Below are 14,782 nucleotides of genomic sequence, written 5' to 3'. Positions count from 1 at the left end.
TGAAACAGGTGGCAGGAACTCTGAGGCTTGAATTAGCCCAATACAGAGAGCTTGCGGCATTTGCCCAGTTTGGAAGCGATTTAGACCCTGCAACCCAGAGGCAGCTTGCAAGAGGTTCAAGGCTTGTTGAAATATTAAAGCAGGGGCAGTATAAACCTTTGACTGTTGAAAAGCAGGTATTGATTATCTATGCCGCAACAAACGGCTATATAGACGGCTATCCTGTCTCAGCCCTGAAAAAATACGAGGAAGAGCTTTATACATTTTTTGACACAAGACACCCTGAGTTGATTAAGGAACTTAAAGAAAAGAAGGCAATAGACGATGCCGTTAAACCGAAGCTGAAAAAGGCTTTGGATGATTTTAAAGAATTGTTTGTAGCTTAAAAGCAGGCAATAGGCGATAGGCAATAGGGAAACCCCATAGCCTATAATTTAATATGCCCAGTTTAAAAGACATAAAACGCAGAATAAAGAGCGTAAAAAACACCCAGCAGATTACAAAGGCAATGAAGATGGTTGCCGCTGCAAAGCTGAAGCGCGCCCATGACGATATTGTGGCAGCGCGGCCTTATGCGCAAAAGATGCTGGACATCGCCAACAGTCTTGCCTCAAGGGTAAGGCCTGATGCGCATCCCCTGCTCTCAAAAAGGGGCGGCAAAAAGGTGGAGCTTGAACTCGTTATTATTGTATCCGACAGAGGTTTGTGCGGCGGCTTTAACAGCAATATAATAAGGGCCTCGGAAGGTTTCATAAGAAAAAATGCCGATAATGCCGGGATAACCCTTAATCTTATAGGCAAAAAGGCAAAGGACTATTTTAAGCGCAGGGGGCTGGTCATAAGGCAGGAAAGGCCTGTGGGTTCAGGCAGGCCGAATTATGCCTCTGCCGCAGAGATTGCAAAAGAAATAGTGGATTCATACATAAAAGAAACATTTGACGAGACATATCTCATATACAGCGAATTCAAATCAGCGTTGAGCCAGAAACCCGTGATACAAAAACTTTTGCCCATTGAACCTCTGAAGGAAGCTGAAGCAGGCGCGGAGCATATCTACGAGCCGTCTCAGGAGGCGATCCTTGCGGATATTTTGCCGAAATACATAGAGGTTCAGATATTCAGGGCGCTTCTGGAATCCGCTGCCAGCGAGCATGGCGCCAGGATGGCGGCAATGGACTCTGCGACAAAGAATGCAAAAGAGATGATCGCCGGACTTACATTAAAATATAACAGGGCAAGACAGGCAGCAATTACAAAAGAGTTGATGGAGATTATAGGCGGCGCAGAGGCGCTGAAAGGGTAAGTCAAAAATCAAAACTCAAAAGTCAAAATTAAGGAATTTTTATTGGAGGAAGAATGGAAAAAAAGAACATTGGCAGAGTAACTCAGGTTATAGGTGCTGTCCTTGATGTTGAGTTCCAGCCCGGACAGTTGCCAGCCATATACAATGCCGTAAAGATTACAAACCAGAGCATAAACAGTGAGCAGTGGAATCTGGTGCTTGAGGTTGCCCAGCACATCGGCGAGAATACAGTCCGGTGTATAGCAATGGATTCTACAGACGGTCTTGTAAGGGGACAGGAGGCATGGGATACAGGTGCAGGCATCACGGTTCCTGTTGGAAGGGGCGTCCTTGGCAGGATAATCAATGTTATTGGAGAACCTGTTGACGAGATGGGTCCTGTCCATTCAGACATAAGGTATCCAATCCACAGACCTGCCCCAACATTTGAACAGCAGTCAACTGTGGCAGAGGTCTTTGAAACAGGCATAAAGGTTGTTGACCTTTTAACGCCGTATCTTAAAGGCGGCAAGATTGGACTTTTCGGCGGCGCAGGCGTTGGCAAAACAGTTCTTATTATGGAACTCATCCATAATGTTGCAATGGAGCACGGCGGCTTTTCTGTGTTTGCAGGTGTTGGAGAGAGGACGAGGGAAGGCAATGACCTCTGGCTGGAGATGAAGGAGAGCAAGGTTATTGATAAGGCAGCCCTCATCTACGGACAGATGAATGAACCGCCTGGCGCAAGGGCAAGGGTTGCATTAACAGCGCTTACAGCAGCAGAGTATTTCAGGGATGAAGAGGGACAGGATGTTCTTCTGTTTATTGACAATATATTCAGATTTGTTCAGGCAAATTCGGAGGTGTCAGCGCTGCTTGGCAGGATACCGTCTGCTGTCGGTTACCAGCCTACCCTCTCAACAGATGTTGGCGAACTTCAGGAGAGGATTACATCAACAACAAAGGGTTCTATTACATCTGTTCAGGCAATCTATGTGCCTGCAGATGATTTAACAGACCCTGCGCCTGCAACGACATTTGCGCATCTTGATGCTACGACAGTCCTTTCAAGGCAGATTGCAGAACTCGGCATATACCCTGCTGTTGACCCTCTTGACTCAACATCACGAATCCTTGACCCGCAGATTGTTGGCGATGAGCATTATGCAGTTGCAAGAAATGTGCAGCAGATACTCCAGAGATACAAGGATTTACAGGATATTATTGCCATACTCGGTATGGACGAACTCTCAGAAGACGATAAACTCATTGTTTCAAGGGCAAGGAAGATTCAGAGGTTCTTGTCCCAGCCCTTCTTTGTTGCAGAGGCATTTACAGGTTCGCCCGGCAAGTATGTGAGCGTGAAAGATACTATAAAAGGCTTCAAAGACATTGCAGCAGGACAGTATGATAATATACCTGAACAGGCATTTTACATGGTCGGCACAATTGAAGAGGCGCTTGAAAAGGCGGAGAAACTAAAATAATACAGGTTATAGGCAATGGGTGATAGGTGATAGGAAAAACTAAAGCCCATAACCCATAACCTATAACCTATAACCTGAACTAATGTCAGACACATTTTTATTAGAAATAGTTACCCCATATAATCTTCTCCTTTCAGAAGAGGTTGAGCATGTGACAGCCCCTGGTATTGAGGGCGAGTTTGGCGTTCTGAAAGGGCATGCCCCGTTTTTGACTGCCCTGAAGCCCGGGGAACTTACATATGGAAAAGGCAATTCCAACTCTACCATTGTTGTAAGTTGGGGTTATGCAGAGGTATCTGCTGATAAGGTTACAATACTTGCAGAGACCGCTGAAAAGGCAGAGGAGATTGATTTAGAAAGGGCAAAGGCAAGGGCGGCACAGGCTGAAGAGAAATTACGAAAATTAAACAAAGAAGACAAATTGTATTTTGAAGAAGCAGCGTCATTGGAAAAAGCCATTATAAGGGTTCAGGTCGCAGGAAAACTATCACGATAGCATTAAGCCTTCAGATATTCCCATAAATGTATATAGTTGCCCATACGCAAGATTTTTAACAGGGTTGGCATAGGCAAGTTGTAATTTTAACACTTTTTGCCGATGTAGCTCAGGGGTAGAGCAGCTGATTCGTAATCAGCAGGTCAAGGGTTCAATTCCCTTCGTCGGCTCCATGAGTCGTCTCTAGGATAATATCCTATGCAATATGTTATAGGCATTGACATCGGCGGGACAAATCTAAAAATGGGGGCTGTAGCCCCTGATGGTAAAATCCTTTTATCTGTAAAGAAAAAACCCCCTCACGATAAAAGGGGTGTTATAAAAAATATTATAAGATTTATAGAAGGTGCAAGAGGTTCTTTAAAAAACGATACCATGATAGCCGTTGGAATCGGTGCTGCAGGGACAATACTTCATGATAGCGGTATTATATCCCAGTCCCCAAACCTCCCTGAACTTAACGGCATGAATCTGAAGGACGAACTTGCCAAAGAAATAACCTCTCCGATATTTATAGATAACGATGCAAACACATTTGCCATTGGTGAAGGATGGCTTGGGAGCGCAAGGGGATATAAAAACTACTGTTGTTTGACACTTGGTACAGGTGTTGGTGGTGGTATAGTGCTTAATGGCAAAATCCTGCGCGGGTCTGACGGAACAGCAGGAGAGGTCGGACATATTGTTGTGGAACCTAAAGGGCTTCCATGCGGGTGCGGCAGTAGAGGGTGTCTTGAAGTTTATGCCTCTGCAACAGGGCTTGTAAGGAGCGCAAAACAAGGTTTTCAAAATATACTGGCAAAAGGTTTAAGAAAATCCTGTAACAATAATCCAGAAAATGTCTCCCCGGAAATCATTGCAAAACTTGCAAGGGATGGGGATATTTTCTGCAGAAATCTTTTTAAAAAAATTGGAACCTATCTTGGCATCGTCATAACAGACCTTGTGAATCTTTTGAACATGGAGTTAATAGTTATTGGCGGCGGACTTTCAGGGGCGGGAGATTTATTTCTGAAAATGGCTGAAGAGGAAATGCAAAAAAGGGCTTTAAAAGTGCCTTGTAAGAGGGCAAGGATTGTTACTGCAGAGTGTGAAAATGCAGGTATAGTTGGTGCTGCACATATGGCATTAAGGGGAGTTGATGCTATTTAGAACCTTTTTATGTCCTCTTGCTTAAGTTTACCGCAATAATCTGTTTAATAAATCTGTAGATTTTATTTTCAGGTGCTAGTTCATCAATTGTTTCTGCTAGTCTGGGGTGCCTCCCAAGTTTACCACTTGCCATGACCTTTAACCCCCTTTTTTCAATTATTATGGCTTCTGTAGGACATACCTTGGCGCAGTCCCCGCACAAGACACACAAGATATAATCAATTACAGGCATTGCCTCTGTTATTCTTACAGCATGGTAGGGGACATTTCCGTTTGCCTTTGTTTTTATAAACTCACCGAGACCAGCGGTGTCCAGATTTAATCTGATATTTTCTGCTATACCCTTTACATCAACAAGGGCGTTTTTACAGCCCGATGTCCCTGCCCTGCATGTGGTTATGTCATAAGGGGAATCTAATTTTTCTTCTGGTGTGTGGAGAGGAATTTGTCTGTGCGGCTTCATAAATAAGTAGAGGTTATGGATAAACATTAAAAATCAAAATGCAAAAGTCAAAATGACAGATTAAAGATTAAAATAAATCCTAAACCCTAATGTCTAATTTCTAATAAAATATCCAATGACTAAATTTCCAATACTTTTATTTTACATTTGACATTTTATTAGGAATTAGGATTTAGAAATTAGGATTTATTAAAATTTGATTTTTAATCTAGGTTAGTGCCAATATGCTTATCCTTGATGCAGCCTGCTCTGCAATCTTTATAAATGCCAGAGATTGTGGTGATGATGGATTTGCAACAACAATTGGTTTGCCAGTGTCGCCGCCCTCCCTGACAGCAGGGTCAATCGGTATCTGTCCCAGGAGAGGGACATTATACCGCTGGCTTGTCTTCTCGCCTCCGCCATGACTGAATATCTCTGTCTTCTCATTGCAGTGAGGACATACAAAATAACTCATATTCTCAACTATGCCAAGGACAGGCACTTTCACTTCATTGAACATCTTTATCGCCCTTCTTGCGTCCATAAGTGCAACATCCTGAGGTGTTGTTACAACAACAGCGCCTGTTAAGGGTATTGTCTGGACAAGGGTCAACTGCACATCTCCGGTTCCGGGCGGCAAATCAATAACAAGGTAGTCAATTTCACCCCACATGACATCCACCAGAAACTGCTTTACTATCTGCATAACCATTGGTCCGCGCCAGATAAGCGCTGTTTCGTCATCCAGCATAAATCCAACAGATACCATCTTTACATCATAATTTATAATCGGAAATATCTTGCCGTCAGGTGTAGCCTGAAGCCGCTCCTTTTTACCCATCATCAGCGGGATGCTTGGACCATAAATATCTGTATCCAGAAGTCCAACCTTTGCGCCTGTTTTGGCAAGAGCCAGCGCCAGATTAACTGCAACAGTTGACTTGCCGACACCCCCTTTGCCGCTGGCTACTGCAATCGTATTTTTGACGCCCGGTATGGCGGCTCTTTCAGGCAGACCCTTTGACGCAGGGACATTGGACTTTGTTTCAATGTTTACTGTTTTTACGCCGGGTATCGCCATTACAGCGTTTCTGCTGTTATCTGTCAGTTCCTTTTTTAAAGGACATGCAGGGGTTGTAAGGACAAGTTGAAACGAAACAGCACCCCCTTCTATCCTTATATCCTTTATCATGTTAAGGGTTACAAGGTCTTTGCCGAGTTCAGGGTCCATTACCTTGCTTAATGCTTCTAATACTTGAGATTGTGTAATCAATGTTGACTCCTTTGTAAATTTGTTAGATGAGGTAGCCGCAACCTTTAGGTTGCGTTAATGCGCAGGCTAAAGCCTGCGACTACCTATTTAGTGGGCTATGGGCTATAGTTATATTTTACACTACTACCGAGCCCTGCTATAAAACCATCAACCCATTTCGCAAGATATTCGCACATAAAATTACCTGAGATGCCTGCCTCGTCCCAGTATGATTTGTGGAGGCAGTCGGTATGTCTTCCATGAAGTTCTTTTTCAGAAGGCTGGTCAACCTCTGTTACATGGTCGCATGGCATTCCATCAAGGAAAAAGTTTTGCAGCACCTTATATGCTGATTCTGGATTTACATTTTCTATTTCATATTCCTTAAGGGCATGCCTGCCTGTTTCAAGCCCATGCTTGTATGCTGTTTCCATTGCCGGGTTATTTGCTTCACCGCTGTATTTTTTGATAAATTCAGAAAGGATGAATGATTCGCGGCTTTCTGCAACTGTAATCCTGTTATGCAGGAAGCCGTGTATTGGTGAATCTCCTATCATCTGGTCAATAGGTGTGTCACCAACAGGTTCACCGTATCTTTCCCTTGCATTTTTTGCAATTACATTCACATCACCGCCGAATTTTTCTGAAAATGCCTTTACTATAGCGGATTCCCTGTCTTCAACAAGTTTGATTTTGTTGAAAAGCCAGTAGTGTATTGGTCCTAAAAAAGCGCTCATTTTGAAACCTCCTGTGTTTGAATAAAGGCTATAGGCAATAGGCTATAGGTTTTGCCCATTGCCAATCGCCTCTTGCCACTTGCCTGTTTTTAAGTTACATGAAACGCTATTGCTATAAGTTTTCCTTTTGCCTTTATCCCTCTTTCAGCACCATGTGGTGCGATGACAACAGAGCCTGCATTCACCTCTTTTGTTTCACCTGCTATAGTAAATTCAGCACTACCTTCAATAACATAAAATATGCCTGTTGCACTGGGATGAGGCGGGATAAACTGTCCGTCCTCCATACATATAAGCGGTATCTTGAACCTAGCCCCTATACGGAGGATATTTGGTCTGAAGCCCTCTTTTGAAAACTGTTTAAAATCTTCAATATTGACAGGTTTCACCTATCCCTCCGCTGATATTTTATTAAGTGTCTCAAGCAGTGCCACCATATCAACCTTGTCCCTTTTTGCAGCCTCTTCAATTGGCACAGCACCGCCGCAGCAAGAATCTATCTTGAAATCATTGAAGACCCCGATTGTTTTCGGATAGAGTTTTATTGCGTCGTTTACTATTGTTGATTTTGTAATTTTGTTGTTCATGTGCCTATTTTGTTATGATGGCGAGTATAACCATCCTGCTGTCTGCCTTCATATTATATGCTTCGTTACCATTTAAAACAAGAAGCCCCCCCTTTTCAACCTTCTCTTCTTTGCCGTTTATAATGAAACTTCCCTTGCCCTCCAGTACAAATAAGGAGACCTCTGATTTTGTAGTGTCTTCAGCGGATTGACCGATTTCAAGGCATATAAGAACAGTCTTTGCCTTTGCAATGTCGCTTATGACCTCTTTGTGAGGGCCGTCTTTTGAAAATTTTATCCTGTCTTTTATAAGGGTGATGTCCATGATTGGAAATTAAAAAATAAAAATGCAAAAATCAAAATGACAAATTAAAATGTAAAAATTTAAAAAATAAAGTTCCTTAATTTTGACGGCCTCGTAAAAAGTCGTCATACCCGCGAAAGTGGGTATCCAGAGGCGGTGCAACTAGTTGAAAAGACTGGATTCCCGTTTTCACGGGAATGACAAAATGTCTGTTTTCGGACTTTTTACGACTTCATCAATTTTGACTTTTGATATTTAATTTTTGATTTTTATTTTGCTTCCACTGCCTCATTTAAATCTTTCAGTATATTTTCAACAGGGACATTGTGCATGGTTGCACCGAATGCAAGATTTTCCATCTTTGAACCAGGGCATGTGAAGCAGCCGTTGCCAAAGTATTTCATTATTACCTTTTCTGTTTGAGGATAATTTTTTATTACATCCCCTATATTCATTTCCTTTGTGATTTTTTGTTTTGACATTTTATTGCGCCTCCATTGGTATTTTATCCTGCCCTTTTTATTGTTTTAAACATATTAAAGACAAATAAAAATGCAGATATTGCTGCTATTATTGAAAATATCATAAGCATAATAGTGTTAGCGGCATATTGACGGGCAAGCCAGCCCAGCGCCATTCCTATAAGTCCTATATTGGCAAGCCAGAAGTGCCACTCAGCAATCCTTTCACTATAAAGTGGTCTTCCGCTGAATCGGGGAAGGATGTGATAACCTACGCCGTAAATCATCATGGATATCCATCCCAACAGGTTAAAATGGGCATGGATTTGCATAAAAGGATACATAGGACCTCCCATTGCCATATGGATACCGAGAAGCATAGCAAGCAGGAAATACACCATTGCGCATTTTATAAACCAGACAGTAATTTTACTCATCTATAAACCTCCATTTTTGAGTTATAGAGTTTAGGAGTTAGGGAGTTACGGAGTTGAGGAGTTTTTGCTTTAACTCCTAAACTGTATTTGTATTTACTCTATAACTCCCAAACTCTTTAACTCTTCAGCTTTCATTTTGCATGCGTCCACAGGACAAACCTCTGCACATGCACCACAATCTGTGCAAAGGACTGGATTGATTATATACGGAAGTCCTTCTGTGATTGCACCTTCAGGACATTCTGGAAGGCATATGCCGCATGCAATGCAGTCTTTTGTAATATGGTAAGCCATTAAACTGCAATAATCTGCTTTACTTCAGGTACCTCTTCCATTATTGCCCTTTCAACACCCATCTGTAATGTTATCTGGGCACTTGGACAACCTGAGCACGCACCCCTTAACTGCACCTTGACAATACCATTTGCATCATCAACATCAATAAGGGCTATATCTCCGCCGTCTGCCTGTAAAGCGGGTCTTATCTTTTCTAATGCCTGTTCAATCCTCTCCTTCATTATTTTTATAACCTCCTGTATAAATACCATATTGTAGGATACAGCATGGCAAATACTTTACTGACAAAGAATGACATACATATTATACTTAAATCTATGACTTTTGTCATATAAATCTTTTGGAGATGGTAGTAAATAAGACCAAGTTTTTTTATAAAAAAACTGTTATAAAAAACACTTGACAAATATCTATTATGGGGAGTAAATTAACCCGAAATTGTAAGATTTCTTTATATTGCCAGATTTGAAATAGAATTAAACCATAAGGAGGTGATAAAATAGTATCAAGGTTAGAATATCATTTTGATTTGATTTGATTAAACAAAGGAGGTAAACATGGCTGAACAAGGGAATAGTGGTTTTCTATATTCTCTTTACGAGAATATGTATCTGCTGCTCGTTCTTGGACTGGTTATCCCGATTGTCTCTTATACAATATGGGGACTGATGGACTTTACAAGTGAGCCTAAAATGGATGTTGATAAATATATGACTCAATTCAAATCTGCACCTGCGCAGGTTGAGACACAGCCAGCACCAGCGGCAGCACCAGCATCACAACCAGAACAAGCAAAACCGTAAATTTTTATATTTAAGGAGGTGTAAAGATGAGTATAGTATCTCCAGAAAAGGGTTGGTATTCAGAACCCCTTGACAAAGAGGAGAAGGTATGGGTGGCAATAGCGCTTGCATGGTGTTTGCTTACATTCTTTTTAATGCCTGTATGGCATGTTGTGGGTAAGCAGAACCCATCCTCTGAATCCTACAGGGTTGACCCGATGAAGTTTAATGAAATTGCTACAGCATTCACAGAGAAGTATAAGGTTGGCGAAGAAAACGGCATCCCTGTTGTTAAACCACCTGCAGGCAGCGATGTATTCATAGTTGGAGGCTCTTATCAGTGGAAACCAATCCTTGAACTAGAGGTGGGTAAGGAATACAGACTGCATCTATCATCTACTGATTTTCAACATGGGTTTTCACTTGTATCTCCAAAATTCGTTATGAACTATATGGTTCTCCCAGGCTATGATTATGTAATAAAGGTAACACCAACAGAGGCTGGCACATACAGCATAATATGCAATGAATTTTGCGGTATGGGCCATCATATTATGATTGGCAAACTAATTGTAAAATAAAAGAGGGGGTGATTAAATGGCTTCAGCAGATTTTAGAACATGTCCAACAACAGGTTTAAAGGTTCATCTGCCGGCAGAAGGACTAATTAAGGCAAATGCCGTTGTTGCAGTTGTTGCCTTGCTTATAGGCGGTTTAGCAGCGCTGCTTGTTTTACTTACCCGTGTGCCCGCAGTGCATATATTGCCGGCAGATTGGTTTTACAGGTTTTTAACAGCGCATGCGCTTGATATGCTTGTAGTGTGGATTATCTTTTTTGAAGTCGCAGGGCTTTACTTTGGTGGGGCAGTGCTTTTAAACACCAGGCTTGCAGCGCCAAAGACAGCGTGGCTTGCATTTTTACTAATGGTAGTCGGCGCTGGCATTGTCAATGCAATCGTTTTAATGGGCGGCGCTGATGTTACATTTACATCATATCCACCTTTAAAGGCGCATCCTGCATATTATCTTGGTATTATACTCTTTGCAGTAGGGACACTGGTCGCTGTCATACTTTTCTTTGCTACACTTGTAATTGCTAAAAAGGAAAAGACATACGAAGGCTCTCTGCCAATGGTTACATTCGGGCTTATGTCTGCTGCTATTATTGCAGTGCTTACACTCTTGCACGGCGCAGCAATATACATCCCAACATTTCTCTGGTCACTCGGACTTCTTCCAAGCATAGACCCGGCGTTTTACAGGTTGATATTCTGGGCATTTGGACATCCATCGCAGCAGATAAATGTCTGTGCAATGGTATCTGTATGGTACCTCCTCGCGACACTTACAACAGGGGCAAAACCATTGAATGAGAAACTGTGCAGGACAGCGTTCATTCTCTATGTCCTGTTCATAAATGTCGCAAATGAGCATCATCTTCTTGTTGACCCTGTTTTATCAACAGCACATAAGATCTTTAATACAGGTTATGTTATGCACCTTGCAGTTCTGGCAAGTATGATACATGCCTTCGCTGTCCCGGCAATGACAGAGGTTGCGCTCAGAAACAAGGGTTATTCAAAGGGATTATTTGAATGGCTTAAAAAGGCGCCATGGGGCGAGCCGGGCTTTTCTGCAATGATGCTGTCTCTGTTTATATTCGGATTTGTCGGCGGCATAACAGGCGTTACATTTGGCACAGAGCAGGTAAGCATCATCAGGCACAACACTTGGGCAATTACCGGACACTTTCACGGAACTGTAGTTGGCGGCACAACCCTTGCATTCATGGGATTAACATACTATGTGATACCTCTTATATTCAGAAGGGAAAATATGTTCCCGCAGATTGCAAAGATTCAGCCGTACTTCTTTGGCATAGGCATATTTATAATGGCTAGTTCCATGATGTTTGCAGGCAGTTATGGTATTCCGAGGAGGCACTGGGACATAACATTTGCAGGAACTGCATTCCCGTATGCATTTGACCCGACAGCAATGCTGTTTATGATGCTGACAGGTTTGGGCGGACTGCTTGCTATAATAGGCGGCGCAATGTATATATTGAATACAGTTAGTTCAGTATTCATTGGAAAGAAGATCGGTTAAAATAATTGTAGTTTGCTGATTTATCAGCGCTACAGATTTAGGAGGTTAATTATGAGCGAGAAAGGTGGTTTTGAGGCGCCAGGGACATTTGTTCTGGCACTTATGTTCCTTGCGGTATTTGTTCTTGTGTATATAGTGAACTTTAAGCTGCTGTCCAATGTGTGGCATTTAGGATAGTTAATCTAGTTGCTTCACAAAAAGGGTATGCGTTCTAGAACGCATACCCTTTTTTAATTGCAAATTGAAAAAGGCCTCAAGGCTAAAGCCTTGAGTTACGGTTGTAACTCAAACCTTCAGGTTTGAAGTTTTTCCAATTTACATTTTACAATTCTTGCGGAGCAAGATAGATGAACTGGACGCTAACTGGCATAAAGGTAAATCCTCAGGCAAAAAAACTTGCGTATGCATGGCTGTTGTTTGCAGTATCTACCCTTATATTCGCAGGCATATTCGCATTTCTGGTTGCTATGGCGAGGACACCGGTTATACAGGATTTTCTTCCAAAGCAGAAAGACTATTTTTATATTGCCCTTGTTGGTCATGTTGACCTTGCGGTTGTAATCTGGTTTTTGGCTTTTATGGGTGTGTTATGGACTTTATCAATGGCAGGTTTTTCAGGAGTCAGGACTGATTTCAAAACCGCATGGGCAGGTTTTGTTCTGTCTGCTGTCGGGACATTACTAATTACAATAACAGCATTATTTGGACTTGGCTCAGCCATAATTGCAAACTACATACCTATAATATCCCATCCTTTGTTTTATGCAGGCATTATAATGTTTGCAGCCGGGCTTTTAATTACAGTCGCAGATGCGGTAATTACTGTTATATATGTGGTTAAAAACAAGGTATTTCCGGAATATCTACCAGTTGTTTCATTCGGGATGTTTATATCTGCTGTAACCGTAATTGCTGCTATGATATGTTTTTCCCTTGCCTTTTATTTTCTCAAGATACCTTCTTTACACGGTGCATTTTTTGAAAGACTTTTCTGGGGTGGCGGACATATACTCCAGTTTGTCAATACAATAGGTATGGTATTGGTATGGCTTCTCCTTACGAATATATGTTTAAAAACTATGCCTCTTACTGAACGGTTTGCTAAACTTTTACTTTTGTATTACCTTGTATTTGTGATCCCATCACCCCTTCTTTTCTTCATGTATAATGTGCATTCACAGGCATACAAAGACGCTTTTACAAAACTCATGCAGTTTGGACTTGGTCCATCAACCATAATATTTGCCTTTTTTATATTAAAGACAATGTGGTGCAAACACAAAACAAACGAGATTGATTGGAAAGACCCTGGTATTTCTTCTTTAGCAATGTCAGTAGTGATGTTTGCAATGGGTGGGGTCATTTCTCTGTTTATTCACGGTATAAATGTAAAGATACCGTCTCATTATCACGGTGTAATCGGCGGTGTCACTCTTGCATTTATGGGTCTTGCATATCACATGCTGTCTTTATTTGACAGAGATATAACATTTAAAAAACTTGCAAAGATTCAGCCTTATCTCTACGGCATAGGACAGATACTCTTTGTTGTTGGGCTTTTTCTCGCAGGCGCTCACGGTGTGCAGAGAAAGACATTTGGTGTAGAGCAGAATCTTGATAGCATTATGAAGATGCTGGGTATGAGCATCATGGGCATTGGCGGACTAGTAGCAATTTTAGGCGGCGGCGCATTTGTTATAAACATGCTGGTATCTATGGTAAAAAAACCGTCTGAAAGTGGAAGAAAAAACAGTCTAAACGTGTAGAGAGTAAATTCCCTTATTCATAACCATTACACACATAGCAAAAGCAAAGGAGTTAAAGGCAAATGTCCAGAATCAGCCGTGCAATAATTAGTCTTACGGACAAAAAAGGAATCGTTGAATTTGCAAAGGAACTGGCAGATATGGGGGTTGAAATCCTGTCAACAGGCGGGACTGCCGATGTCCTGAAAAAGGCAGGCATAAAGGTTGTAAATATATCTGATTGGACAGGCTTTCCTGAGATGCTTGACGGCAGGGTAAAGACGCTGCATCCAAAGATTGCAGGCGGCATACTCGGTATGCGAGATAAAAAAGAGCATCAGGAGCAGATGAAAAAACACGGCATACCGCCGATTGATATGGTGGTTGTAAACCTTTATGCGTTTGAGGAGACGATTGCAAAGGGCGCCCCTGATAGAGGCATTCAGGGGCAGGCTTCTTTTGAGGATGCAATCGAAAATATAGACATAGGCGGGCCGACAATGCTCAGGGCTGCTGCAAAGAATTATAAAGATGTTGCTGTAGTAACTGACCCAAATGATTATGGCATGATTATAGAGGAGATGAAAAAGGAAAGCGGCGGTCTCACAGAAGCAACAAAATTCTACCTTGCAAAAAAGGTTTTTCAATTAACAGCAAGATACGATGCAGCAATATCAAATTATCTTGGAAGTGTTAATTGGGGACAGATTTCAAATCTGTCCCCACTGTCATTGCGAGCCGAAGGCGAAGCAATCCCTTTTCTTGAAACATTTTCAGTCCAGTTTAAAAAGGCGCAGGGATTAAGATACGGTGAAAACCCGCATCAGTCTGCTGCATTTTATAAAGACTTAAAGATTGATGAACCATGTATCTCAAATGCAAAACAGATACATGGCAAGGAACTTTCTTTCAATAATATTTTGGATTTAAATTCTGCAATTGAACTGGCAAAGGACTTTCATGAGACTGCATGCGTGATTATAAAGCACAATAACCCTTGCGGTGTTGCAATCTCACATACAAACCTTATTGAGGCATATCTGAAGGCATATTCCTGCGACAAGACCTCTGCATTCGGAGGGGTAGTCGGATTTAACAGAAAGGTTGATACAAAAACAGCACAAGAGATGAGCAAGATATTTTTAGAGGCAATAATTGCGCCTGGGTTTGATGATGATGCATTGGAGATATTAAAAGACAAGAATAATTTAAGGTTATTAGAGATAGACC

Annotated in this window: 18 protein-coding genes, 1 tRNA gene and 2 pseudogenes (1 of these 21 running past the window's edge); 11 read left to right on the top strand and 10 right to left on the bottom strand. The window is 41.7% G+C overall.

Annotation, left to right across the window (positions count from 1 at the left end; genetic code table 11):
* The 6 genes from HZC45_08180 to HZC45_08155 all read left to right on the top strand — a co-directional run.
* Nucleotides 1-386, top strand: a 386-nt coding sequence (locus HZC45_08180; GenBank protein ID MBI5683122.1) for a F0F1 ATP synthase subunit alpha, incomplete at its 5' end; no start/stop codon positions are given.
* Nucleotides 387-439: 53 nt separating this feature from the next.
* The gene (gene atpG / locus HZC45_08175) at nucleotides 440-1,303 is read left to right on the top strand and encodes an ATP synthase F1 subunit gamma (GenBank protein MBI5683121.1); all 864 of its coding nucleotides are present in this window, start codon (nucleotides 440-442) and stop codon (nucleotides 1,301-1,303) included.
* A gap of 53 nt (nucleotides 1,304-1,356) precedes the next feature.
* Nucleotides 1,357-2,769: a F0F1 ATP synthase subunit beta gene (gene atpD / locus HZC45_08170; protein ID MBI5683120.1), complete on the top strand. Its 1,413-nt coding sequence runs from the start codon at nucleotides 1,357-1,359 to the stop codon at nucleotides 2,767-2,769.
* An 82-nt stretch (nucleotides 2,770-2,851) separates the two neighbouring features.
* Nucleotides 2,852-3,265 (top strand): F0F1 ATP synthase subunit epsilon, encoded by a 414-nt coding sequence (locus HZC45_08165; protein MBI5683119.1) that lies wholly within the window; start codon nucleotides 2,852-2,854, stop codon nucleotides 3,263-3,265.
* A 98-nt stretch (nucleotides 3,266-3,363) separates the two neighbouring features.
* A tRNA-Thr gene (locus HZC45_08160) sits at nucleotides 3,364-3,438 on the top strand.
* A gap of 25 nt (nucleotides 3,439-3,463) precedes the next feature.
* Nucleotides 3,464-4,417: an ROK family protein gene (locus tag HZC45_08155; GenBank protein MBI5683118.1), complete on the top strand. Its 954-nt coding sequence runs from the start codon at nucleotides 3,464-3,466 to the stop codon at nucleotides 4,415-4,417.
* Between the two features lie 7 nt (nucleotides 4,418-4,424).
* Here HZC45_08155 and HZC45_08150 read toward each other — a convergent pair whose 3' ends face one another.
* The 10 genes from HZC45_08150 to HZC45_08105 form a co-directional block, all read right to left on the bottom strand.
* Complete coding sequence (locus HZC45_08150; protein ID MBI5683117.1) at nucleotides 4,425-4,907, bottom strand: 4Fe-4S binding protein; 483 nt, start codon at nucleotides 4,905-4,907, stop codon at nucleotides 4,425-4,427.
* Nucleotides 4,908-5,088: 181 nt separating this feature from the next.
* Complete coding sequence (apbC, locus tag HZC45_08145) at nucleotides 5,089-6,135, bottom strand: iron-sulfur cluster carrier protein ApbC (GenBank protein ID MBI5683116.1); 1,047 nt, start codon at nucleotides 6,133-6,135, stop codon at nucleotides 5,089-5,091.
* 95 nt (nucleotides 6,136-6,230) lie between these two features.
* Entirely contained in the window at nucleotides 6,231-6,851 is a 621-nt protein-coding gene (locus tag HZC45_08140) for a hypothetical protein (GenBank protein MBI5683115.1), read from the bottom strand.
* Between the two features lie 89 nt (nucleotides 6,852-6,940).
* Nucleotides 6,941-7,240, bottom strand: coding sequence for a cupin domain-containing protein (locus HZC45_08135; protein MBI5683114.1), 300 nt, complete (start codon nucleotides 7,238-7,240; stop codon nucleotides 6,941-6,943).
* Nucleotides 7,241-7,438 carry a DUF542 domain-containing protein gene (locus HZC45_08130; GenBank protein ID MBI5683113.1) on the bottom strand — a complete coding sequence of 66 codons (198 nt, stop codon included), beginning with the start codon at nucleotides 7,436-7,438 and terminating at the stop codon, nucleotides 7,241-7,243.
* Between the two features lie 4 nt (nucleotides 7,439-7,442).
* Entirely contained in the window at nucleotides 7,443-7,742 is a 300-nt protein-coding gene (locus HZC45_08125) for a hypothetical protein (protein ID MBI5683112.1), read from the bottom strand.
* A 248-nt stretch (nucleotides 7,743-7,990) separates the two neighbouring features.
* Complete coding sequence (locus tag HZC45_08120) at nucleotides 7,991-8,203, bottom strand: DUF1858 domain-containing protein (GenBank protein ID MBI5683111.1); 213 nt, start codon at nucleotides 8,201-8,203, stop codon at nucleotides 7,991-7,993.
* A 23-nt stretch (nucleotides 8,204-8,226) separates the two neighbouring features.
* The gene (locus HZC45_08115; protein ID MBI5683110.1) at nucleotides 8,227-8,619 is read right to left on the bottom strand and encodes a cbb3-type cytochrome c oxidase subunit I; all 393 of its coding nucleotides are present in this window, start codon (nucleotides 8,617-8,619) and stop codon (nucleotides 8,227-8,229) included.
* Nucleotides 8,620-8,712: 93 nt separating this feature from the next.
* On the bottom strand, nucleotides 8,713-8,913 hold the full coding sequence (locus HZC45_08110; protein MBI5683109.1) for a 4Fe-4S binding protein: 201 nt from the start codon (nucleotides 8,911-8,913) through the stop codon (nucleotides 8,713-8,715).
* Nucleotides 8,913-9,137, bottom strand: a complete 225-nt coding sequence (locus HZC45_08105) for a NifU family protein (GenBank protein MBI5683108.1) — start codon at nucleotides 9,135-9,137, stop codon at nucleotides 8,913-8,915. Before HZC45_08105 ends, HZC45_08110 begins: the two co-directional genes overlap by 1 nt.
* 336 nt (nucleotides 9,138-9,473) lie before the next feature.
* On the opposite strand from HZC45_08105, the gene HZC45_08100 reads away from it, so the two are divergent.
* The 5 genes and pseudogenes from HZC45_08100 to purH all read left to right on the top strand — a co-directional run.
* Entirely contained in the window at nucleotides 9,474-9,719 is a 246-nt protein-coding gene (locus HZC45_08100) for a hypothetical protein (protein ID MBI5683107.1), read from the top strand.
* A gap of 26 nt (nucleotides 9,720-9,745) precedes the next feature.
* Nucleotides 9,746-10,279, top strand: coding sequence for a cytochrome C oxidase subunit II (locus HZC45_08095; GenBank protein ID MBI5683106.1), 534 nt, complete (start codon nucleotides 9,746-9,748; stop codon nucleotides 10,277-10,279).
* 16 nt (nucleotides 10,280-10,295) lie between these two features.
* Nucleotides 10,296-11,984, top strand: a pseudogene (locus HZC45_08090) (cbb3-type cytochrome c oxidase subunit I).
* 170 nt (nucleotides 11,985-12,154) lie between these two features.
* Nucleotides 12,155-13,573, top strand: coding sequence for a cbb3-type cytochrome c oxidase subunit I (locus HZC45_08085; GenBank protein MBI5683105.1), 1,419 nt, complete (start codon nucleotides 12,155-12,157; stop codon nucleotides 13,571-13,573).
* 62 nt (nucleotides 13,574-13,635) lie between these two features.
* A pseudogene (gene purH, locus HZC45_08080) lies at nucleotides 13,636-14,782 on the top strand (bifunctional phosphoribosylaminoimidazolecarboxamide formyltransferase/IMP cyclohydrolase); it runs 546 nt beyond the window's last position.

Source organism: Deltaproteobacteria bacterium (assembly GCA_016223005.1).
Taxonomy (GTDB): Bacteria; Desulfobacterota; GWC2-55-46; order UBA9637; family GWC2-42-11; genus JACRPW01.
Note: the sequence above shows the minus strand (reverse complement) of the source record. Positions and strands in the feature narration are given on the sequence as shown.

Bases quoted from the DNA above. Each gene is read 5' to 3' on its own strand.
- atpG (MBI5683121.1), top strand. From the start codon at position 440: ATGCCCAGTTTAAAAGACATAAAACGCAGAATAAAGAGCGTAAAAAAC.
- atpD (MBI5683120.1), top strand. From the start codon at position 1,357: ATGGAAAAAAAGAACATTGGCAGAGTAACTCAGGTTATAGGTGCTGTC.
- HZC45_08165 (MBI5683119.1), top strand. From the start codon at position 2,852: ATGTCAGACACATTTTTATTAGAAATAGTTACCCCATATAATCTTCTC.
- HZC45_08155 (MBI5683118.1), top strand. From the start codon at position 3,464: ATGCAATATGTTATAGGCATTGACATCGGCGGGACAAATCTAAAAATG.
- HZC45_08150 (MBI5683117.1), bottom strand. From the start codon at position 4,907: ATGTTTATCCATAACCTCTACTTATTTATGAAGCCGCACAGACAAATT.
- HZC45_08140 (MBI5683115.1), bottom strand. From the start codon at position 6,851: ATGAGCGCTTTTTTAGGACCAATACACTACTGGCTTTTCAACAAAATC.
- HZC45_08130 (MBI5683113.1), bottom strand. From the start codon at position 7,438: ATGAACAACAAAATTACAAAATCAACAATAGTAAACGACGCAATAAAA.
- HZC45_08125 (MBI5683112.1), bottom strand. From the start codon at position 7,742: ATGGACATCACCCTTATAAAAGACAGGATAAAATTTTCAAAAGACGGC.
- HZC45_08120 (MBI5683111.1), bottom strand. From the start codon at position 8,203: ATGTCAAAACAAAAAATCACAAAGGAAATGAATATAGGGGATGTAATA.
- HZC45_08115 (MBI5683110.1), bottom strand. From the start codon at position 8,619: ATGAGTAAAATTACTGTCTGGTTTATAAAATGCGCAATGGTGTATTTC.
- HZC45_08110 (MBI5683109.1), bottom strand. From the start codon at position 8,913: ATGGCTTACCATATTACAAAAGACTGCATTGCATGCGGCATATGCCTT.
- HZC45_08105 (MBI5683108.1), bottom strand. From the start codon at position 9,137: ATGAAGGAGAGGATTGAACAGGCATTAGAAAAGATAAGACCCGCTTTA.
- HZC45_08100 (MBI5683107.1), top strand. From the start codon at position 9,474: ATGGCTGAACAAGGGAATAGTGGTTTTCTATATTCTCTTTACGAGAAT.
- HZC45_08095 (MBI5683106.1), top strand. From the start codon at position 9,746: ATGAGTATAGTATCTCCAGAAAAGGGTTGGTATTCAGAACCCCTTGAC.
- HZC45_08085 (MBI5683105.1), top strand. From the start codon at position 12,155: ATGAACTGGACGCTAACTGGCATAAAGGTAAATCCTCAGGCAAAAAAA.